Here is an 18,903-nt window from a genome sequence, read left to right as displayed (position 1 = left end):
AGTCCCGCGGCATCGAGTACCACGCCTGGGCGAAGTCGCGCTCCTGAGTCAAGCGCTTCCGCATCGGCCGGGAACCCCTGCATAATCGCCCGCCCGGCCAGCGCGATCAGCAGCCCGGGTGAAGGGTCGAGGAAGTGCCCGGTCAGGGCGGCCGGCCCGGACGCAGGCCTGCGGTTGCCACGATCGTCACGAGAAGTCGGTCTTGATTTCCAACCCACCGTGCGAAACAGTGGGTAGGAATTTCCAACTCACTTTGGAGGCGGTATGCGTGATGCTGTGATCGTCGAGGCGGTGCGGACACCGATCGGCAAGGGCAAGCCGGGCGGCGCACTGCACCCTGTGCATCCCGTCGAGTTGCTCGGTGGCGTGATCAAGGCACTGGTCGAGCGGGCGGGCGTCGACCCGGCCCTCATCGACGACGTGATCGGCGGCTGTGTCGACCAGGTCGGGGAGCAGGCGCAGAACACCACCCGATGGGCGATGCTGTCGGCAGGACTGCCGGAAAGCGTGCCCGCCACCACGGTGGATCGGCAGTGCGGCAGCAGCCAGCAGGCGGTGCATTTTGTCGCCCAGGGCGTGCTGGCCGGTGCCTACGACCTGGCCATCGCGTGCGGCGTCGAGTCGATGAGCCGCGTGCCGATGTGGTCCAACGTGTCGCCGGGAACCGATCCGCTCGGTCCCGGCATCGCCTCCCGTTATCCCGACGGCCTGCTGCCGCAGGGCATCAGCGCGGAACTTATCGCCGCGAAGTGGTCACTGCCTCGCGAACTCCTGGACTCGTTCGCCGTCACCTCGCACCTGCGGGCCGCCACGGCCAGGGCGGAAGGGTTGTTCACGGACGAGATCGTGCCAGTAGCTGTCGACGGCCGTAACGTCACCATTGACGAATCCATCCGGCCCGGTACAAGCCTCGAGATACTCGCCGATTTGCGACCGGCCTTCGAGGACCGCGCCATGGCCGACCGGTTCCCGCAGATCCAGTGGTCGGTGACCGCCGGAAACAGTAGCCCCCTCAACGATGGCGCCTCGGCGGTGTTGATCACATCGAGCGAGATCGCCAACAAGCTCGGGCTGCGGCCGAAAGCCCGTCTGCACAGCTTCGCGGTCTGCGGCTCGGATCCGCTGCTGATGCTGACCGGCGTCATCCCCGCCACCGAAAAAGTCTTGCGCAGGTCCGGATTGCGACTCGAGGACATCGACCTGTTCGAGGTCAACGAGGCGTTCGCCAGCGTAGTGCTGGCGTGGTTGCAGGAGACCGGTGCCGACCCGGCCAGGGTTAACGTCAACGGCGGAGCCATCGCCCTCGGACACCCGCTCGGTGCCAGCGGCACTCGCTTGATGGCCACACTGGTCAACGCCATGCGTCAGCGGGGCGCACGCTACGCGCTGCAAACCATGTGCGAGGCGGGGGGCATGGCCAACGCAACCGTGCTGGAGGCACTGTGAACCCGTCCCCATGCGGGGGCGTCCGTGGCTGCTCGGCACTGGTGACCGGAGCCAATCGCGATCTCGGTCGCGCCTCTGCCCGACCAGCGGACATAGCGACCCAGACACTCGACGGCGTCGAAGCCGGACACGAGGTATCCGCCGATCACCCCCACTCGCCGTGCCACGGCGCACCCGTCAGGAGCAGCTTATGCGACTAGATGATCAACCGGCCACCCCCGTTCGCTCGCAGGGTGCTGCGGTGCTCGTTGCGGCCTGCCTCGGACTGTTCACGGTGTTCGTCCAAACCACCCAGACAATCGGCACGCTGAGTGCCGTACAAGACGACCTGCGCATCGCCACCGCCGACCTGGTGTGGATTCCGAGCATTTACACCCTCGTCGTGGCCACCTTCGTGTTGGGCGCGGGAGCACTGGCCGACAGGCACGGCCGACGGCGAGTTTTCCTGGCCGGCGTTGTCGCGATGGCCGGCGGTGGACTTGTCCTGGTAGTCGCCGACAGCCTTTCGACCGTGCTGGTCGGACAGGCAGTCGCCGGGCTCGGCGGCGCGCTGATCACGCCGAGCTCGCTGGCCCTGATCACTCACCAGTTTGCCGACCCGAAGCGCCGTGCAGGCGCCATCTCGGCATGGGCCGCCGCCTCCGGACTCGGGTTGGCGATCGGACCGATCATCGCCGGCCTGGCCCTTCGGTCCTGGTCCTGGCATGCCGCGTTCTGGTTCAATCCATTCGTTGCCGCGCTGGCCGGGGTCGTGGCACTCGCGTTCGTCGCGGAGTCACGCGCACCCGGCCATCGCCTCGACCCGTCAGGCCTGTCGCTTGGTGCCGTAGGAATGGGCGCGCTGATCTACTCCTTGATCGAGGGCGGCAACAACGGCTTCGGCGGGGGCCGCTCGCTCATCACCGCGTTGGCCGCGCTGGTCGCCCTCGGGTTGTTCGTCCTGGTCGAGCTGCGCCACCGCGAGCCGATGCTCGACCTGAGGCTCATGCGCGACCCCACGTACAGCGCTTCGCTACTGCTGGCCGCAACCGTGCTGTTCGGCTTCGTCGGTGTTTCCCTGCTCCAGGTGTTGTGGATGCAGCGCGTCGGCGGGCTGACCGCGCTGCAAGTTGGCGTCGAGTTGCTCGCCGAGTTCGGGACCTTCATCGCTGGGTCGATACTCGCCGGAATTCTCGTGCGTCGGCTCGGTCCGCGTCCGTTGGTCATCGGCGGGCTGCTGCTCGCCGCGGCCGGCGCCGCACTCTTTGCCGACGTCAGCCCGGCCGACACCTTCACCGACTACGCCCCCGCGCTCGTGGTGTTCGGGCTCGGCTGTGGTCTCGCGAACGCCCCGTCCACGGTCCTCGCGACCGGGCACGTGCCAGCCGGTAAGGAGGGGATGGCGGCCGGCACCGTCAACGCAGTCCGCCAAGTCGGCGCGGTCCTCGGCACCAGCATCCTCGGCACGCTCATGACGACCCGTTTCGAGGATCGGCTCGCCACCGCTCCCCGTATGTCTCCGCAAGCTGCCATCGGTGTCGCTTTCACCGACGCAGTCACCCACGCTGTCGCCATCGGCGCAGTCGTGCTCCTGACCGGCGCGCTGCTGGCCCTGGGACTGTTCACCGTGGCCCAGCACCGAGCCTCCCGCCGCCCTTCCGGCATCGCAAGCCTCGACCGGGCGTTGTCAGGTTGAGTGAGTACTTGGGGATGCGCACGGTTTCGGGACGGGGCCGGCCGTGATGGTGACGGTGATTCAGGTTGCGGCGGGTCGGCCTGTGGTTCCGGTGATCTTGTCCCAGGTGGCGAAGCGGGTGATCATCTCGGTGCGGTGTTCGGGTGCGGTCAGGAGGTGGCGGCGGGGCCGGAAGTGGGGTGAGATGCCGCTGAACGCGGCCAGGAACCGCTGCGTGGCACCCATCGAGCGGAAGCCTTTCATGGCGCGCTCGCGCTGCCGGGTGGGCTGGTGGCTGTTCTCGGCCCGGTTGTTCAGCCCCTTGTGGGAGCGGTGCTCGACCGAGGGCATCACCTCGCGGTGGGCAGCGCCGCAGGAGCGAAGCTGGTCGGTGACCACCCGCGGCACCGACCGGGTCTTCTTCATCAGCTTCCGGAAGAAGCACCTGGCCGCGGCCGTGTCCCGCTTGCTCTGGACGAGGATGTCGAGCACTTTGCCGTCGGCGTCGACCGCGCGCCACAGGTACCGCTGCCGACCCTGGATCTTGACGAAGACCTCGTCGAGATGCCATGTGTCGCCCGGCTTCGGGCGGCACCGGCGCAGCGCGTTGGCGTAGGCGAGGCCGAACCGGCGCGTCCACTGGTGGATCGTCTCGTAGGAGACCTCGATGCCGCGCTCCAGCATCAGCTCCTCGACGTCGCGCAGGCTCAGGGCGAAGCGGTGATACAGCCACACGCAGTGCGCGATGACCTCCGGCGGGAAGCGGAAACCCTGGTACGACGGCGCGTCCACGAGCAGCCCCTCCAGCGACCCCAACCAGACAGATGATCATGCCACCGGAGAAGGGCTCCGCTCAACCTGACAACACCCGCGCAGGGTCTGCTGAAGGTCCTGCGCGAGACCGACCCCGACTTCGTCCTGCTGGACGGCACCCTTGCCGAGTGCGACCGGGTCGGCGACTCACGCGCGGATTACTCCCACAAGCACCGCCGGCACGGGGTGAACGTGCAGGTGGTCACCGACCCGGACGGCCGGCTGCTGTGGCTCTCACCCGCGCTGCCGGGCCGAGCGCACGACCTGACCTCCGCCCGCACCCACCGGATCATCCGCATCTGCGAGCGCCAGGGTGTCCCCCTCCTGGCCGATCTCGCCTACCAGGGCGGCGGCCCCTGGCTGACCACGGGCATCAAACGCAAGCCTTTGCAGGAACTCACCCCCACCGAGAAGACCGTCAACCGGGCCCTGGCCCTGGCCCAGGCCCGGGCACCGGTCGAACGCGGCGTCGCCCGCCTGAAGTCCTGGCGGATCTTCCGCAGGTCCCGGTGCAGCCCCAACCGCATGACGTCAATCGCCAAAGCCGTCCTCACCCTGGAGCGGCAACGCTGAAGAAGCTCACTGTTGTGGAAGTGAGAGAACCGGGCTTGTCCGCTGTCATCTGCTGAGAGATGTGCAGGTTGCGCACTGACATGAAAGCGAGAGATCGCACCGCTTCAGTGCAGATATTCGATCATGAATGCGCACACGGAAGATTCATCCTCAAGTCGCCTTGAAGGCGAGCCGACCGCACACCATGCGTGTGCTTCCGATGGCTGGTTCGCAACTGCTGGAGGGCGAAGGGAAGACGTAATATAAGGCGTCCATGTCGGTTCGTGAGTGGGGGTGCAGTGACAGATCGAATAAGCGATCGGTGGATACTGGCATTCGATGCCTCGTGCGGATCATGCAGGAAAATCTCAAACTTAGTTGCAGAGGCTTCCGGCGATCGACTCGAGGTGTTGCCGCTGAACGACGAGAAGGTCCGGCAGTGGCGCGAAAGCTCCCTGGGACCAAATCCGAAGTGGGCGCCGACACTGCTGCGCATCACCGGGGGCGACGTACGCACCTGGACAGGGCCAACCATGGCCTACCCGCTCATGCGTCGACTGGGGCCGCGGTCAGCGCTGCGCGTGGTGAACGCGCTGGGCTCCCTGAAAGAGGGCGCCTCCAACCTGTCGGACGAGCGTCCACAGATGGGGAGAAGGGCTTTCTGGCGGTTTGGCGCGGGGATGTCAGTAGCAACAGCTCTGGTGCTCGCAGGGAAAACCCCTGCCCTTGCGGCGGACAGCCAGAGATCCGCATTAGCGTGGGTCAACGCGAACAGGTCTCGACTTCCGCAGACCTACGCTGATGTGGTCAGCCACCCCATGGCTTACCGTCGGGCCATCCTTCAAGCCTCCACTCCTCCTGTGAGGTCACAGCTATGGGTTGAACATGTGCGCCGCTATCGAGAGACCCATCTCGATCTGACACGCCAACAGCATCGCGTAATCGACTCTGCACTGGAGGTATTCCACGACGAGTCGTTGTTCCGCGACAGCCTATCGGCAGCGCACGAGCAGCAACTTAGGGAACTCAAAGATGCTGCCATCGAGGCATTCGGAAAGCTCGAGGCGCGTGCTCTCATCGCGACTCTAGGGACCGAGGAAAGTACGACTTCAAGCGCGGCATACTGCGATTGCAGCCAAAGCAGCGACTGGTGCTGGTTTGGCGATTGCAGCAACCTCGCTTGTTTTACCTACCCAACCCCTGGAGGCTGCGGGACCGCAGGTGTTTACCCGTGTAACGGCCTCTGTGCCTAGTGCTGTGACCGCGTAGGTTCACCGGGGGCGCTGTCACGTTGGCTGAGCGGGTGGGATGATCTTCTGGTTGATCATGCGGGAGGGGTTGTCCGTGGACAGCGCGTCGCCGTCGTACCAGGGGCACCGGTACCCGGTGGGAGATCATCTCGCATTGCGTGTGGCGGTACTTCCGCTTCCCGCTCAGCTTCCGCGAGGCCGGGGAGCTGATGCTCGCCCGTGGCGTGATCGTCTCGCATGAGACGGTGCGGGGCGCTGTCACGTCGTTGAGTGTGTGAGTGCCTGACGGTGGGGACTGCTGCGTGATCGGGTGACAGTCGCGGTTTATGCAGCGAGTGCTGCGTGAGGGGCCATGATGATCTCGTACTCGACGGAGGTCAATCGGCCCAGACGAATCTGGCGCCTGCGGCGATGGTAGGTGCGTTCGATCCAGGTCACGATCGCGATCCGCAGCTCGTGTCGGGTGCGCCAGGTGCGGCGGTCGAGAACGTTCTTCTGCAACAGCGCGAAGAAGCTCTCCATGGCCGCGTTGTCGCCGGCGGCACCGACCCTGCCCATCGAGCCGACCAGGCCATGACGTGCGAGAACGGAGACGAACTTCCGTGAACGGAACTGGGCGGATTCAACCGGTCGTCGCAACACCGGTTTCCTGGGGCGAGTGTAGGTGTTCGTTGAGTGCCTCGGCCGGGGTCTTCCACCCGAGTGTCTTGCGGGGCCGGCTGTTGAGGGCGTGAGCCACGGCCTGGAGTTCGTCGGGCGACCACCTGGACAGGTCGGTGCCCTTGGGAAAGTACTGGCGGAGAAGCCCGTTCGTGTTCTCGTTCGTCCCGCGCTGCCAGGGGCTGTGCGGGTCAGCGAAGTAGACCGCGACTCCGGTTTCGAGCCTGAACTGTGCGTGCTGGGAGAGTTCCTTGCCACGGTCCCAGGTCAGCGACCGGCGGAGCTGTTCGGGAAGCGCCGTGATCACCGGCGTGAGCGCCTTGTTCATCGATAGTGCGCCATAGCCGGCGAGGGCGGGCCCATTCTTCGTCCGCGGGAGCGTTCCGTATCCCTCCTCGCGGGGCAGGTGGACCAGCATGGTGAACCGGGTGGTCCGCTCGACCAGCGTGCCGATCGCCGACCGGTGCAGCCCGATGATCAAGTCTCCCTCCCAGTGCCCGGGGACGGCGCGGTTTTCGGCCTCGGCCGGACGCTCGCTGATCATCACCTCGGGCGTGACGTGAGCCCAGGCTTTGCGCCGGGTGCGGGCGCGGGGAACACGCAGTGCCCGGCCGGTGCGCAGACAGGCGACCAGCTCGCGCTTGAGAGCGCCGCGGCTCTCGACGTAGAGGGCCTGGTAGATCGCTTCGTGCGAGATCCGCATCGATTCATCCTCGGGGAAATCGACCTTCAGCCGGCGAGAGATCTGCTCCGGGCTCCAGGCCAACATCCACTTGCGGTCCTGACGGTGCGGCTTGTTGCGGCCCTTCCACCGCCCCGTCTCGGGGCCCTGCACCAGGGTCCCGTCCGGGCGGCGGACCTATCCCGACAGCCGTTCCTGCACGTACTCGCGCAGCCGCTGATGCGCGACGAGCTTTGCCTCCTTCGGGCGCAGCGCCAGCAGGTCCGCTTTCCACTGCGCGACCGAGGCACGGTAGTCGAGCTTGCCCCCGCGGGTCGCCGCGTTGCGGCGAAGCTCACGGGAGATCGTCGAAGGAGCACGGCCCAGCCGTCGCCCGATCTCACGGACGCCGGCTCCTTGCGCCCTGAGAAGGGCTATCTCTTCACGTTCATGGAACGACAGATACCGGCCCGCAAGCGGGTCAAGATTGACCGATGGCATGCCCCCACGCTGCCGGAACCACCGGGTGCCGGCCGCCGAGGACACGCCGACCGCAGCCGCGGCCTCCTCGCTGAGGAGCCCCTTGGCGATCTCACGCCAGAACTCGCGCTCGATCTCACGCCAGAACTCGCGCTCGATCTCACGCCAGAACTCGCGCTCGATCTCACGCCGCAACGACGGCGCCCCCGGTGACTTCATCGGAGACCTGCCCGTCAGCTTCTTCATCCACCCTGCCGGCCTGCCCATCACACCTCCACCATCGAGGTGTTGCGACGACCGGTTGAATCCGCCCAGTGAGGTTGATCCCCGGGAGCGGACACCGGGTTTCATGCGGCGAGTGACAGATTACGTGATGCGATCAGGCGTTGTTCGAACTCGACCGGTGTGAGGTAGCCGAGTGCGGAGTGCCTACGGCGTCGGTTGTAGTACGACATCCAGCGAAACAGTTCCAGGCGAGCCTGCGCCTTCGACGTCCAGTGCCGTCCGTGCAGCAGCTCCCGCTTGAGGCCCTGGAAGAACGACTCGGCGAGGGCATTGTCATAGCTGGACCCGACGCGTCCCATGCTGCGGCGGATGCCGTGCCGCCGACAGACATCGGCGAAGGTCCGGCTCACGTATTGGGCGCCCCTGTCCGTGTGGAAGACGACGCCGTCCACCTGGCCGCCGCGGGCGGCCACGGCCATCTCGATGGCGTCGGTAACCAGGGACGCACGCATGTGGTCGGCGATCGACCAGCCCACGACTCGGCGCGAGCAGATGTCGATCACCGTGGCCAGATACAGCCACGTCGAACCGACAGGTATGTAGGTGATGTCACCGCACCACTTCGTGTTCAGCGTGTCGGCGGTGAAGTCGCGCATCATCAGGTCCGGGGCCGGCGGGGCCGTCTTGTCCGTGATCGTCGTTCGCCTGGTACGGCGCAGGTGGCGCCCGATGATGTGGTGGATGCGCATCAGCCGTGTCACACGTTTGCGGTTGATCTTCCGTCCCTGCGCCTTCAGCTCGGCGTGGACGCGCGGGGCGCCGTAAGCACCCCGGTGCTCGGCATGAATAGCACGGATCTCGGCGACTGCAGCCACCTCGCGGGCCTGGCGTTCGACGCGGTCCTCTTCGGTGGCCTGGTGCCGGTAGTAGCCGGAGCGGGAGACCCCCAGGACCCGGCACAGCCGCTTGACGCCGAAGTCGGCGCGGTGGTCGGAGATGAAGTCCCAGCGGCGGGTCTTCACTTCACCTCCCTGGCGAAATAGGCGGCCGCCCGGCGCAGGATCTCGCGCTCCAACTGCCACTCCTTCTCGGCCTTCAGCAGCCTGGCGTTCTCCGCCCGCAGCCGGGCCAGCTCATCGGCCTGACTCTCCGGGTCGCTCCCGCCCCGGACGGCCGACACGTTGCCCCCGGCGTCCTTGCGGACCCATGTGCGCAGTGCCTCCCCGGTGATCCCGAGCTCGGCGGCCACGGCCGCGTACGTGCGCTTGCCGCCGCCCGCGCGATACAGCGCGACGGCGTCCCTCCGGAACTCCTCCGGGTACGGAGACTGGCGTCCCACCTGGACATCCCTCCCTGGACCATCAAGATCCATTGTCAGGGTGTCCACTCCAAGGGATCAGCCTCACATCATCACCGACCCCGAAACCGGCGACACCATCTTGACGGCGGAGCGCCGCCCCGGGTCGAAGGCCCGGTCGACGTGGCTGACCGGCTCGCTCCACCACACCGCCGCCCAGGTCGTGGTCGCCGCCTTCGACCAGGCCGAGCAGCGCGACCCCGCCCACCGCCGTCCCTGGGTCGTGCTCGTCGACAGCGCCCGCCACCAACTCGACCTCGTCACCGCCGAAGCCACCCGGCGCGGCGTGACGGTGCACATCGTCATCGACCTCATCCACGTCCTCGAATACCTCTGGGACGCGGCCTGGTGCCTGCACGCCTCCGGCGACCCGGCCGCCGAGGCATGGGTCGCAGCCCACGCCCGCACCCCCTGGTCGGCGCCGACGCCCTCCAAGCCGCCGCTCGCGCGGCCCGGTTGCCCGAGAACCGCCGCAAGGGCGTCGACGACGCCGTCGCCTACCTGCGCAACAAGGCCGACCACCTGCGCTACGACCTCGCCCTGGACCGCGGCTGGCCCGTCGCCACCGGCGTCATCGAGGGTGCCTGCCGCCACCTGGTCAAGGACCTCCTGGACATCACCGGAGCCCGCTGGGGCCTGTCCGGAGCCGAGGCCGTCCTCAAACTCCGCGCCCGGCGCAGCAACGGCGACTTCGACGCCTACTGGGCCTGGCACGAAGAGCAGGAGTTCACCCGCAACCACCAAGCCCGTTACCGCGACGGGCCCAACCTCGCAGCTTGATCGACAACACCCCGATTGGATCTGCACCCATATCAGTCCGTACGGACCACGACATCAGACTCCGTACGCCGACACGCGGGCCCGCACCGTCAGCACATCGGCAGCCTGGATCGGCAGTCACCCCGCCTGGACAGCACGCCGACGCGCCCACCAGGACAGCCGCGGCGCGGTGACCGCGTTGACGGCCTGGCCGAACGCTTCCAGGGCGGGCCCCCAGTCGCGCGGTGTTCTCCACGTCTGTCAGGGCGTTCAGCAGCTGCCCGGACCTCAAGTCCGCCGTCAGCGCCGGATACGACTTCACCACCGGCTCCGACCGCACCTGGAACGCCGACACCACCGGCCACGGCACCTGGGGCGCCGGCATCGTCGGCGCCGCCCCGGAGGCCGAACTGCACGCCTGCAAGCTTCCACCCCGGCGGCCGCGTCAGCGACCTGCTGCGCGCCCTGGACTACCGCACCACCCACGACATCGACATCGCCGACCCTGCGCACCGCAGGGCAAGACACCGGCCTCTGGCCAGCTCCACGTGGGGGCAAGCGAGATTCCCCGTGCGGGGCCACAAGAAGTGGATCAGAGCCGCTTGCCACGGCCGCCGACAGGGCGGCGGACGAACGCCCACACCGTGGTGCCGGCATGTGCGGAATTCAGCGAGCCCCGACATTGCGCAAGATCCCACTGCGCCGACCTGTTCCCACCAGCCAAGGGGTCTCGACGACGGCCGAGTTCAACCGACGCCAACAGGGAGCCACGCGGTACGCCGCCATCGCCTCGTGTTCGAGCCCGGACCTTTCACCCCGGGGCCCGTTGACATCCACATTCTCGAGGAATAGGACAAAAGCTGTAAAGCGCAAAAATGCATGTTGCCTGATCTCGGTGACTCCAGGCAACCGACGCCAGCACTCCCTCACTGCGCACCGCAGGAAGGAGGTGAACACATGAACGACACCGAACAGGCGCCCCAGGAACCCGCGGTGACCCCGTCCGAAGGCGAGGAGCCGGCGGCCGAATCGGAGACGAAGGAGGCGGAAGCCCCTGCGGCCGGCGAGACCGCGGAAGCCGAAGCGGCCCCGTCCGAAGGCGAGGAGCCGGCGGCCGAATCGGAGACGAAGGAGGCAGAGGCACCGGCGGTCGAGCGCGAGGAGTCGTCCGAGGGCGCGTAAGGGCGGCCCCACCCTTGCACGGCGATAACCATTACGGACATCGACGGATGATGCCCCTTCCGTACGGCCGGAGGAGAACGCGCCGGCGGGCTTCTCCTCCGGCCACGTTCTCGTGTCGACGGTCCCGTAATTCGGGACCGTCGGCATCTCGTCTCTCGTCGTCTGGCCGCCGTGTCCGCACAGGAGGGGAGGCGCTGGTGGGTGCGGGCGGGCCGTGGTCCGCGAGGGCTCGAAGCGCGCCACCCGGCGGCGGCCTCGGGGAGTCGTTGCCGGCTGCGGCACCTTCTGCGCCTTCCGGGCGCCGCCCGCTGCGTGATCGTCACGGCGCAGAACCCTGCCCGAAGGCGACCTGTGGGCAATGGCGACTTGGCCTTGACGTAGCGCAGCGCAGTCGAACGCATACCATGCGTTGCGAGTACTGTTCAGGGCGCTACCGAAAGTGCTCCCACGCGCCCGGGACCCATTGGAGGAGAGCGGCATGGCGACTGGCAAGGTGAAGTGGTTCAACCCGGACAAGGGCTTCGGCTTCATCCAGCAGGACGGCGGCGGTCCGGACGTGTTCGTCCACTTCTCCGCCATCCAGGCCACCGGATTCAAGGAACTGCACGAAGACGACCGCGTCTCCTACGACGTCACCCAGGGGCCGAAGGGCCCTCAGGCGGAGAACGTCGTCGTCGAGCCGTAGCCGACTGACGCCCTCCGCAACCGGGCGGGCCCACGACGATCCCGTTCTGACCGGCCTGGCTTTGCCGGAGCGCACTGCTCGTGGAAGGCGATGCGTTGCCGACCGGTCCCGGCCGAATACCAGAAGCACTACAACGCGCACCGCCCCCACCGCAGCCGAAACCAACTACCGCCCGAAGCCCAGGAACAACCGCCTCCGGTCCCAGCGTCGGCCACCCGCAGAGTCCTCCGCACCCGCGTCCTCAGCGGTGTGATCAGCGAGTACCGATACGCCACTTGACCAGCGGCGAAGATTATTCGAACCCCACACGGTCTCCTGAGAGGACCGCCCCTGGTCGTGGGGGAAGCAAGGCGGGCCGGCTTTTGCCCCGCCGGCCGCGGAGGGCATGGTGCAGCATCAAGATCAGAAGACGGCGGCCGCGCACGATCTGCTCGCCATTGGGGGCATTCCCACCGAGGAGGCGACGGTGCGTATGGGTGTGGGTGTAGAGCTGGGCGTCGGTGTCGTTCCAGTCGGACATCGATGCTGCCGTACCGCCAGTGGGGGCGCATGACGACGACGTAATCGAGCCACTCGCGGATGTCGGCTGCTTGGGTCATGCCCCCTTCCTGAGCGGGGCACCGGCCCGGTCCGCGAGCGAGTGCTGGAGGTGGCGTCACCTGAGCTGTCGCGCCAACGGCCAGGACAACGACTTCGGCAAAACACGCCGGAGTCGCCCTTCCGGGAGGTGGCATGTGAGCGTGCACCCACCCGCATCAGCCGTACTGCGACCGGCGCCCCCCGGCCCGGGGCAGCGGTGGCCTGCCGCTGGGTCGGGCCTGTCTACAGGCGCAGAAGTCGCTCCGTGATCTCCCGGTACTGCCGCAGCGCGTGCCGGAACTCCTCCGCCTGCGCCTGGGCGTCCTGGTCCTGCCAGCCCGCACGCAGGACGCGTCGCCGTTCCGCAAGGGCGCTCGCGAGCCCTGCGGTGACCTCGTCGAAGGCGCTCTCGGCCGCTTCCAGCGCCTCACGCGGGGTGTCGGCGAAGTCGAGGAGGGCCTGCCGCAGGCGCTGGGAGACCCGGTCCCGCTCCTCGGCGCCCAGCAGAGGCTCAGGCCCCGGAACCCGGCGTGCGGCGGCTTTGACACCCTTGTCCGGAGGCTGCTGGGCGCGTGCTTGGTCGTACATCATCGTGTACCACTTCCCTGTGCGTCGCGCCGGCCGAGTGCCACCCGGACCTCGTCTGGATCAAGCCGGGCTCGCGGGGCCTGAGCCGAACGAAAGCCCTTGACGCTCATGGCCCGCCTGGTCGGCCTACACCGTCCCGCCAGTCAACGCCCGGCGACGCCCCCTGTCAACGAACCTCTGGGACTGGCGAGTTGTGGAGCGGCCGCCCGTCTGGGAGACGGACGGAATCCCGACGGCACGACCCGGCCCTCCCCGTGGTGACGGACGCCCCGGGACGACGGCCTCCGTGGCCGGTTCGGGGCGGGGTGCGCCGGCGCCCTGGCCATCGTCGAATGGCAAGAGTTCGTCGGGGCAGAGGGTGTTCATGACCTCATTGGCTTTGACGGCTGGTCCCCACCGGGCGGTGACGCTCTGGAGCTTCCTTGTGGGTCTGGCGGTAGTGGCTGGTGTGTGGTTGTGGGTGCATCGGCGTCGCTGACATGCCCCGGCTCCACGCCCAGCGCATGCCGATGGCAAAGAGCTGCTCCATCCGCTCCGGCGGCAGCGTGGCGGCCCGCGAGCGCTGGTTACCGATCCATGCCCCCAGCTTCAGCTCTCGGACCTCCTGGTCTTGACCGTTCCCGCCGCCCCTGTCGCCGCCGCCGATGATTCGCTCGACGCGCTTCCTCAGTACCCGAGGCGCCCCTCGCGCCCGTAGAACTGCCGCGCGGCCTCGTAGCTCTGCCGGCCCGCCCCCGGTGCCGTCGGTATGGGGCCCCTCCGCCTGCCGACGAGCCGACATCTATGCCTTCGCCTCTGCAGCCCAGGCGTAGCCCAGCTCGGCGAGGACCGCCCGTTGCTGCGCATCCAGCCGGTCACCCCTGGCCTTCTGATTGCTGAGAAACACACCCAGCTTGATCATCGTGCCATCCGGCAGCTCTTCAACATGCGCCCTACCCACGACGACCCTGCCCTCCCGAGCGATGTACCGGGCGAGGGCCTCCACACCGCGCTGGAAGGCCACGTGCGAATCCGCATCTCCATGTCACCGGTTTCTGCAGAGGTGACACCAGTGTCCTCCAGCGCTGGTGTCAGGGCGGTGAGCTGGGGGTTCGCCGTGCGGTGTGGGGTGGCGGTGACCTCGGGGTGCGGTTTTTGCGGTGACGGCTCGTGAGGTTGCTACAGGTCGCGGCGTGTCCTTCTGGCGCAGATTCGCACTCCAGTTCCTGCATCACCAGGGTGCCGGTGGCGTCCTGAGTGAGGGTCTGGTCGATCCGCAGCCCGATCTCGTGTCCTGGTTCCATCCGCCCGTCGACGAGATGATCGACGATGAGCCGGTGCGCCAGCGTGCCGTGAGACCGCGTCACAAGGCCAGGATGCGCGTGCTGCACCCTGGCGGCAAGCTGAAGGGCATGGCCCAGCAGCCGCCGGCAGTCGCCCAGGTCGCGGTGTGCCTGCCGCAGTGCCTCGCCGAGCCGGACACAGCGCACCGCATCTCACCCGGCTGCTCGCGCACCAGCAAGTGTTCGTGGCGTCGCCCTTACCGGTGCGGGTGCGGCGGACGGCGGGCTGACCCTACGGGTGATGAGTGAGGTCACCAACGCCTCCCTGTCGACGGCCACCGCGGGATCCGTCGTTCGTCAGGCGTGATCCACGAGTTGCGCGAAGCCCTTCTGGCGGGCGCAGTGCGCACAGCAGAAGTACTGCCCGTCCGCTTGCAGGCCGTGGCCGAGGATGCGGCACTGGCAGTTGTCGCAGACCGGTGCCATCTTCTGGGCGGCGCACTCGATGCTGTCGAAGGTGTGGACTGCTCCTGCGGCGTGCACTTCGAACGAGCTCTCGTAGTCGTTTTGGCAAACCTCGCACACGGCCATGAATGGTCAACTCCTCGTTGTTGCATGGACAAGCCGGAGTGCCTGCCTCGGCGTCACTGGAAGGTAGCGACAAGGCGCACAGCGCTTCGGGCGGCACGTCGGCCCGCGCCCGACCGGCATACCCGAAATCACTCTGCTGGGCGCGGGAAGACGCTATAGGTGTGGCGGCCGCTCCGCCTCGGCCTGGCAGCCCGTCGTCCATCCATGACGCGGCGTATCTGCTGACCACAGCAATGCGCCGGCCGGCGCTGTGGCGCCGACATCGCGGGGCGGCGCTGTCACGTTGTTGGGTGTGCGGGTGTCTGACGGTGTGTCGAGGTGTGGTGGGGCCGGGTGCCGGCCCTGCGGAACCTGTCAAAGCGATCAAGGCAGGTAGATCGTTCTAACGTTGTGCCGAGATCAGTGGGCCCTTCGGTGCCGACTGGTTGATCCAGGCCGCTGCGGGGAGTTTCGGCGGCTCGGGCGGTTTGCGAACGAAGCGCTCGGGGTGCTTCGCGTAGACCGCCTGGAGGACGTCGGTGCGCATCTCGCGGAGCTGCCCGGCGAGGCCGAAGTGCACGTCGCAGGGGGTGTGCAGGCCGATCCCGGAGTGCCGGTGTTCCTCGTTGTACCAGGCGAAGAAGCGGGTGCACCACGCCCGGGCGTCCTCGAGGGAGCCGAAACGCTCGGGGAAGTCGTGCCGGTATTTCAGGGTCTTGTACTGGCTCTCGCTGTACGGGTTGTCGTTCGATGTCTTCGGCCGTGAATGCGACTTGGTGACGCCGAGAGCGGCCATCATCCGGGCGACGTTCTGCGCGACCATCGGGGACCCGCGGTCCGAGTGGATCGTCAACCGGCCTGGCTCGATGCCGTACTTGGCGATCGTTTCGGACAGGAACCGTCCGGCGAGGTCCTTGTTCTCCCGGTCGGCGATCATCCAGCCGATCGTGTAGCGGCTGAAGATGTCGATGATCGTGTAGAGGCAGTAGTAGGCGCCCGTGGCCGGCCCCTTCAACTTCGTGATGTCCCAGCTCCAGACCCGGTTCGGGCCCTCGGCGACCAGCTCGGGAACGGTCCGGGGCGGGTGGGCGGCCTGGCGGAGGTGTTCACGGACCTCGCCACGGCGTCGCAGGAGCCGGTACATCGTCGACTCCGAGCACAGGTAGACGCCCTGGTCCAGGAGGATCGCGTAGATCTCGGCGGGCGCCATGTCGGCGAACTCCGGGGAGTGGAGCACGTCGAGGACCCGGATTTCCTCTTCGGGCGCGAGAGCGTGGGGGTGCCGGCGTCGTTCCCGCCGTGGCCTGGCCGGAGCCGGGCTGCGGCGGTGGTGGCGGTAGTAGGTGGCCCGGCTCACCCCGAGCGCGGTGCACGCCTGGACGCGTCCGACCAGCCCGGTGAGCTCTTCGAGGGCTTGGTCGCGGGCGGCGTCGAACGCCACGGCCGCGGACCGGGCTTCGGTCACTGGTTCTTTTCGCCGTTCTGGTTCGGGGCGCTGTCCGTGGCGAACTGGTCGAGCAGCGCGGAGAGTTTTCCCTGCACCTCGATCACAGTGCGGGCCTTGGTGAGGTCGGCCTGAAGGCGGGCCTTCTCCGCCTTCAGCTTCGCGATCTCCCGGTCCCGCGGGTCCGTCTTCGGCCGTCCGGCCGGCGCGGCGAGCGCCGCCTGGGCGCCCTTGTCCCGCTGCTGCCGCCACGTCGTGATCAACGACGAGTACAGGCCCTCCCTGCGCAGCAGAGCACCCTTGCCCTTCTTGTCGAGCGTCTCGTACTCGGCGAGAATCCTCGCCTTGTACTGCGCGGTGTACCGGCGCGGGCCGGTCGATCGGGCTTCCACCTGCGGATCAGGGGTCCCGTGGTCGTTCGTGCTGGCCACCCGGGCACTACTCCTTCTCCGCCCCCGACTCAATGAATCGTCCAGTATGCCTGACTCAACCTACTTTGACAGAGAGAGGCGCTTACAGTGCCTGGCTGTGTAAGCCGAGACACCGGGAAGCGCCGGGAGGCTGACCACGCAAATCACGAGCGTGACAACTCAGTCAGATGAAACGCTTGGCCCATGAGAGAGCGCAGCCGTGTCACGATCGAAAACATTGACACCCGCACGCCGACCGGCGAGTGCCCGAACTGCAAGCTGAACGTTGCGTTTGATCACGTCAGCCGACGCGATGTCTGGCCGGCCTTGAAGGACAGGCCCTTCGGTGCTGCCCGCTCAAGTGCAGATTTCAACGGCACAAGCCCCAGCGCCAGCCCGGACACGCGACCCAAGGACGACGTCTTCCGCGTTGTCGAGCACATCCTGGCCTGCCAGAGCTGTAAGAAGACTGCCGTAGTGCACCAGCACTGGGGGCCGGACCTACCCACGGGTGACGATCACGACGCCATCGCCACAGCCATCAAACAGAGGGCGTCCAAGCCTCGGCTCCTGCTCCTGGTGCATCCTCGACGGTCGGCCCAGACCCTTGATCCAACCGCCCCGCAGGAAGTCCGCGACCTCTTCAGCGAAGGCACCAGATGCCAGGAGGCCGGCGCGCTCCGGGCAGCAGCAGCGATGTACCGAGCGGCCGTCGAAGAGCTCTGCAAAGACCGCGGGACCACCGGACGGAACCTCAAAGAAAAGATCGCAGACCTGACCAACAAGGGCGTACCAGCCGACGTCGTCCGCGACCTCGACGAGGCCCGGACACTGGGCAACTGGAGCCTTCACGACGGGCTGGCCTTCTCCTACGAAGAGGTAGACGATGTGGCTTCGCTGATCCAAGAAGCCGTATTCATCGTCTACGTCCAGCCCGAACAGCGCGCCGCCCTCCGTGCAGCACGCCAGCAACGTCGCGATCGGGCGCGCACTGGAGCATGAAGCGGCACGGGCACCACGGTCCCGGCTGCTGTGCCCATGCGGCCACCGCGGCGACTCCGCGAACAGACGTCAGATGAGCGGCCGGGTGCGCTGAAGGTTCAGCAACGTGGGCGGCAGGCCAAGGTCACTCATCGCCTTCTCAATGGTCGGCTTCATGGGGTTGCCCACCAGCAGCGGGCTGATGGCTGCTGCCGCCTGAAGCAAGGCCACGGGAATCCACAGCCGCTCGGCGGTGATATCGGCCTCACCGCCCTTGGGCTCCGCGGTGAACTTCAACTTGCCGTTGTCCATGATCAGGAAGGCGTCGGCAGTCGCGCCCGTGGTGTGCGAGTAGGCCGACTGGTGCCGGTAGACCGGATAGACGTCGGCAGTGCCGTACGCCTTGACCATGGTGTCGAAGTTCTTGAGCTCGCCGACCAGCCGCCTGTGGATCTGCTCGCTCTCAGGGTTGGCGAACACGACCGGGTCCTCTGCAGGCGCGGGAGCCAGCTCCGGAAGATTCCAGGTCTCGTTCACGTTCTGGGCGAGCTTCCGACGGTGCTCGTTCCAGTAATCGGTGAGCGCCACGACGGCCGGCTCGCCACTGTCGGCCAGCCAGTTCATCGCGTAGGAATGTCCCAGCAGATTCCGCATCTCGGGGGAACCTCAGACATCAAAACTCAACCCGCATTGCACGCGTCTTTCACAGCCGCCGGGTCTCTGCGTGGCCCGCCTCGCCAGGGCCGCCAAGGTCACAGCCGTTTGGAGGGCCCGGCTGCTGGGCCAGGCCCTCCTTGAAAGGCGGCGTTCTCAGCCGGCGAGGTCGGGCTTGCCGAACAAGAGGGCGTAGCCGGAGGGGAGCTGGCTGATGATCTGGTTCAGCTCGCCGCCGCTGACGGTGTCCGCCACGGCGGTCAGCACTGCACTGGCGTCCCATTCGGCGGTGCGTGGCCGGGCCCCGATACGTTCCGCGACCCGACGGTAGAACTCCTCAATCCCGAACCTTTCGGGCTGCTGCTTGGTGTCGGCCAGCATCTGGCCGAGCGGACCGGGCAGCTGCGAGGCCAGGTCGTCGACCTCTCCGGGACTGATCCGCTGTGCCAGCACGCCCAGGACGGCTTCGGTGATCGTGGCGGCTTCGTCCTGGTCGGTGTACTCGCCGCGCTCGCGTACGCGGGCAAGGAACTCGTCGTACCTCATGGTCACCTCCGACGTGCGTGCATCCGGCACCAGACCTTCTGATGCTTTCCCTGCCCCAGTACCCAGGAGAGGGCCCTTGCCTGCAGCGCGCCGACGGCTCTGCGGAAAGGAGAGAGGCGCGAAGTGCGGGTGACCTTGTCTGCAC

At 67.4% G+C, this 18,903-nt stretch carries 18 protein-coding genes and 5 pseudogenes; 10 read left to right on the top strand and 13 right to left on the bottom strand.

The features are described 5' to 3' along the window. The first annotated feature begins 264 nt into the window (after positions 1-264). Both AB0I73_RS32865 and AB0I73_RS32860 read left to right on the top strand, forming a co-directional pair. Positions 265-1,446, top strand: a complete 1,182-nt coding sequence (locus AB0I73_RS32865; RefSeq protein ID WP_363043550.1) for a thiolase family protein — start codon at positions 265-267, stop codon at positions 1,444-1,446. 241 nt (positions 1,447-1,687) lie between these two features. Then, positions 1,688-3,121 carry an MFS transporter gene (locus AB0I73_RS32860; protein ID WP_363043548.1) on the top strand — a complete coding sequence of 478 codons (1,434 nt, stop codon included), beginning with the start codon at positions 1,688-1,690 and terminating at the stop codon, positions 3,119-3,121. Positions 3,122-3,181: 60 nt separating this feature from the next. Here the strand turns inward: AB0I73_RS32860 and AB0I73_RS32855 are convergent, their stop codons facing one another. Continuing rightward, positions 3,182-3,898, bottom strand: a complete 717-nt coding sequence (locus tag AB0I73_RS32855) for an IS6 family transposase (protein ID WP_363043580.1) — start codon at positions 3,896-3,898, stop codon at positions 3,182-3,184. 78 nt (positions 3,899-3,976) lie between these two features. On the opposite strand from AB0I73_RS32855, the pseudogene AB0I73_RS32850 reads away from it, so the two are divergent. From AB0I73_RS32850 to AB0I73_RS32840, 3 genes and pseudogenes are all read left to right on the top strand, one after another. Further along, a pseudogene (locus AB0I73_RS32850) lies at positions 3,977-4,486 on the top strand (transposase family protein); the annotation flags it as partial. Between the two features lie 512 nt (positions 4,487-4,998). Next, positions 4,999-5,718 (top strand): bacteriocin fulvocin C-related protein, encoded by a 720-nt coding sequence (locus AB0I73_RS32845; protein ID WP_363043578.1) that lies wholly within the window; start codon positions 4,999-5,001, stop codon positions 5,716-5,718. A 73-nt stretch (positions 5,719-5,791) separates the two neighbouring features. Further along, positions 5,792-5,966, top strand: a pseudogene (locus tag AB0I73_RS32840) (IS6 family transposase); the annotation flags it as partial. 73 nt (positions 5,967-6,039) lie between these two features. Here AB0I73_RS32840 and AB0I73_RS32835 read toward each other — a convergent pair. The 4 genes and pseudogenes from AB0I73_RS32835 to AB0I73_RS32820 all read right to left on the bottom strand — a co-directional run. After that, positions 6,040-6,333, bottom strand: a pseudogene (locus tag AB0I73_RS32835) (IS3 family transposase); the annotation flags it as partial. A gap of 4 nt (positions 6,334-6,337) precedes the next feature. Beyond that, positions 6,338-7,762 (bottom strand): annotated as a pseudogene (locus tag AB0I73_RS32830) (IS30 family transposase). 101 nt (positions 7,763-7,863) lie between these two features. Next, a protein-coding gene (locus AB0I73_RS32825) for an IS3 family transposase (protein WP_363043546.1) occupies positions 7,864-9,080 on the bottom strand; the annotation gives its coding sequence in 2 pieces (ribosomal slippage) (positions 7,864-8,828 and positions 8,828-9,080; 1,218 coding nt in all). 63 nt (positions 9,081-9,143) lie between these two features. Further along, positions 9,144-9,413 (bottom strand): hypothetical protein, encoded by a 270-nt coding sequence (locus AB0I73_RS32820; RefSeq protein ID WP_363043544.1) that lies wholly within the window; start codon positions 9,411-9,413, stop codon positions 9,144-9,146. A gap of 69 nt (positions 9,414-9,482) precedes the next feature. On the opposite strand from AB0I73_RS32820, the gene AB0I73_RS32815 reads away from it, so the two are divergent. From AB0I73_RS32815 to AB0I73_RS32805, 3 genes are all read left to right on the top strand, one after another. Continuing rightward, on the top strand, positions 9,483-9,878 hold the full coding sequence (locus AB0I73_RS32815; protein ID WP_363043542.1) for a hypothetical protein: 396 nt from the start codon (positions 9,483-9,485) through the stop codon (positions 9,876-9,878). A 936-nt stretch (positions 9,879-10,814) separates the two neighbouring features. Next, positions 10,815-11,039 (top strand): hypothetical protein, encoded by a 225-nt coding sequence (locus AB0I73_RS32810; protein ID WP_363043540.1) that lies wholly within the window; start codon positions 10,815-10,817, stop codon positions 11,037-11,039. 478 nt (positions 11,040-11,517) lie between these two features. Beyond that, complete coding sequence (locus tag AB0I73_RS32805; protein ID WP_363040490.1) at positions 11,518-11,724, top strand: cold-shock protein; 207 nt, start codon at positions 11,518-11,520, stop codon at positions 11,722-11,724. An 822-nt stretch (positions 11,725-12,546) separates the two neighbouring features. On the opposite strand, the gene AB0I73_RS32800 is transcribed toward AB0I73_RS32805, so the two are convergent. The 3 genes and pseudogenes from AB0I73_RS32800 to AB0I73_RS32790 form a co-directional block, all read right to left on the bottom strand. Beyond that, positions 12,547-12,894, bottom strand: coding sequence for a hypothetical protein (locus tag AB0I73_RS32800; RefSeq protein ID WP_363043538.1), 348 nt, complete (start codon positions 12,892-12,894; stop codon positions 12,547-12,549). A gap of 493 nt (positions 12,895-13,387) precedes the next feature. Continuing rightward, positions 13,388-13,611: pseudogene (locus tag AB0I73_RS32795) on the bottom strand (helicase associated domain-containing protein); the annotation flags it as partial. 61 nt (positions 13,612-13,672) lie between these two features. Then, the gene (locus tag AB0I73_RS32790; protein ID WP_363043536.1) at positions 13,673-13,894 is read right to left on the bottom strand and encodes a helicase associated domain-containing protein; all 222 of its coding nucleotides are present in this window, start codon (positions 13,892-13,894) and stop codon (positions 13,673-13,675) included. A gap of 169 nt (positions 13,895-14,063) precedes the next feature. Between AB0I73_RS32790 and AB0I73_RS32785 the strand changes: the two genes are divergently transcribed. Beyond that, positions 14,064-14,462, top strand: coding sequence for a hypothetical protein (locus AB0I73_RS32785; protein ID WP_363043534.1), 399 nt, complete (start codon positions 14,064-14,066; stop codon positions 14,460-14,462). A 48-nt stretch (positions 14,463-14,510) separates the two neighbouring features. Here AB0I73_RS32785 and AB0I73_RS32780 read toward each other — a convergent pair whose 3' ends face one another. From AB0I73_RS32780 to AB0I73_RS32770, 3 genes are all read right to left on the bottom strand, one after another. After that, positions 14,511-14,744 carry a hypothetical protein gene (locus tag AB0I73_RS32780; protein WP_109382240.1) on the bottom strand — a complete coding sequence of 78 codons (234 nt, stop codon included), beginning with the start codon at positions 14,742-14,744 and terminating at the stop codon, positions 14,511-14,513. A 382-nt stretch (positions 14,745-15,126) separates the two neighbouring features. After that, positions 15,127-16,188: an IS3 family transposase gene (locus AB0I73_RS32775; RefSeq protein WP_363043532.1), complete on the bottom strand. Its 1,062-nt coding sequence runs from the start codon at positions 16,186-16,188 to the stop codon at positions 15,127-15,129. Then, a complete protein-coding gene (locus AB0I73_RS32770; protein ID WP_363043530.1) occupies positions 16,185-16,598 on the bottom strand; it encodes a hypothetical protein in 414 nt (137 codons plus the stop codon). Before AB0I73_RS32770 ends, AB0I73_RS32775 begins: the two co-directional genes overlap by 4 nt. Positions 16,599-16,781: 183 nt before the next feature. Here AB0I73_RS32770 and AB0I73_RS32765 point away from each other — a divergent pair, with 183 nt between their 5' ends. Next, positions 16,782-17,579, top strand: coding sequence for a DUF4145 domain-containing protein (locus tag AB0I73_RS32765; protein ID WP_363043528.1), 798 nt, complete (start codon positions 16,782-16,784; stop codon positions 17,577-17,579). A 69-nt stretch (positions 17,580-17,648) separates the two neighbouring features. Here the strand turns inward: AB0I73_RS32765 and AB0I73_RS32760 are convergent, their stop codons facing one another. Both AB0I73_RS32760 and AB0I73_RS32755 read right to left on the bottom strand, forming a co-directional pair. Then, positions 17,649-18,212, bottom strand: a complete 564-nt coding sequence (locus AB0I73_RS32760; RefSeq protein ID WP_363043526.1) for a DUF5677 domain-containing protein — start codon at positions 18,210-18,212, stop codon at positions 17,649-17,651. 156 nt (positions 18,213-18,368) lie between these two features. Further along, entirely contained in the window at positions 18,369-18,758 is a 390-nt protein-coding gene (locus AB0I73_RS32755) for a DUF2267 domain-containing protein (RefSeq protein ID WP_363043524.1), read from the bottom strand. Positions 18,759-18,903 lie beyond the last annotated feature (145 nt).

It is taken from the genome of Streptomyces sp. NPDC050388 (assembly GCF_040655635.1).
Taxonomy (GTDB): Bacteria; Actinomycetota; Actinomycetes; order Streptomycetales; family Streptomycetaceae; genus Streptomyces.
Note: the sequence above shows the minus strand (reverse complement) of the source record. Positions and strands in the feature narration are given on the sequence as shown.

What these genes read in the sequence shown, in the direction of transcription:
- AB0I73_RS32865 (WP_363043550.1), top strand. Translation starts at nt 265, where the DNA reads ATGCGTGATGCTGTGATCGTCGAGGCGGTGCGGACACCGATCGGCAAG.
- AB0I73_RS32800 (WP_363043538.1), bottom strand. Translation starts at nt 12,894, where the DNA reads ATGATGTACGACCAAGCACGCGCCCAGCAGCCTCCGGACAAGGGTGTC.
- AB0I73_RS32765 (WP_363043528.1), top strand. Translation starts at nt 16,782, where the DNA reads ATGAGAGAGCGCAGCCGTGTCACGATCGAAAACATTGACACCCGCACG.
- AB0I73_RS32810 (WP_363043540.1), top strand. Translation starts at nt 10,815, where the DNA reads ATGAACGACACCGAACAGGCGCCCCAGGAACCCGCGGTGACCCCGTCC.
- AB0I73_RS32780 (WP_109382240.1), bottom strand. Translation starts at nt 14,744, where the DNA reads ATGGCCGTGTGCGAGGTTTGCCAAAACGACTACGAGAGCTCGTTCGAA.
- AB0I73_RS32845 (WP_363043578.1), top strand. Translation starts at nt 4,999, where the DNA reads ATGGCCTACCCGCTCATGCGTCGACTGGGGCCGCGGTCAGCGCTGCGC.
- AB0I73_RS32760 (WP_363043526.1), bottom strand. Translation starts at nt 18,212, where the DNA reads ATGCGGAATCTGCTGGGACATTCCTACGCGATGAACTGGCTGGCCGAC.
- AB0I73_RS32815 (WP_363043542.1), top strand. Translation starts at nt 9,483, where the DNA reads ATGGGTCGCAGCCCACGCCCGCACCCCCTGGTCGGCGCCGACGCCCTC.
- AB0I73_RS32755 (WP_363043524.1), bottom strand. Translation starts at nt 18,758, where the DNA reads ATGAGGTACGACGAGTTCCTTGCCCGCGTACGCGAGCGCGGCGAGTAC.
- AB0I73_RS32820 (WP_363043544.1), bottom strand. Translation starts at nt 9,413, where the DNA reads ATGAGGTCGATGACGATGTGCACCGTCACGCCGCGCCGGGTGGCTTCG.
- AB0I73_RS32805 (WP_363040490.1), top strand. Translation starts at nt 11,518, where the DNA reads ATGGCGACTGGCAAGGTGAAGTGGTTCAACCCGGACAAGGGCTTCGGC.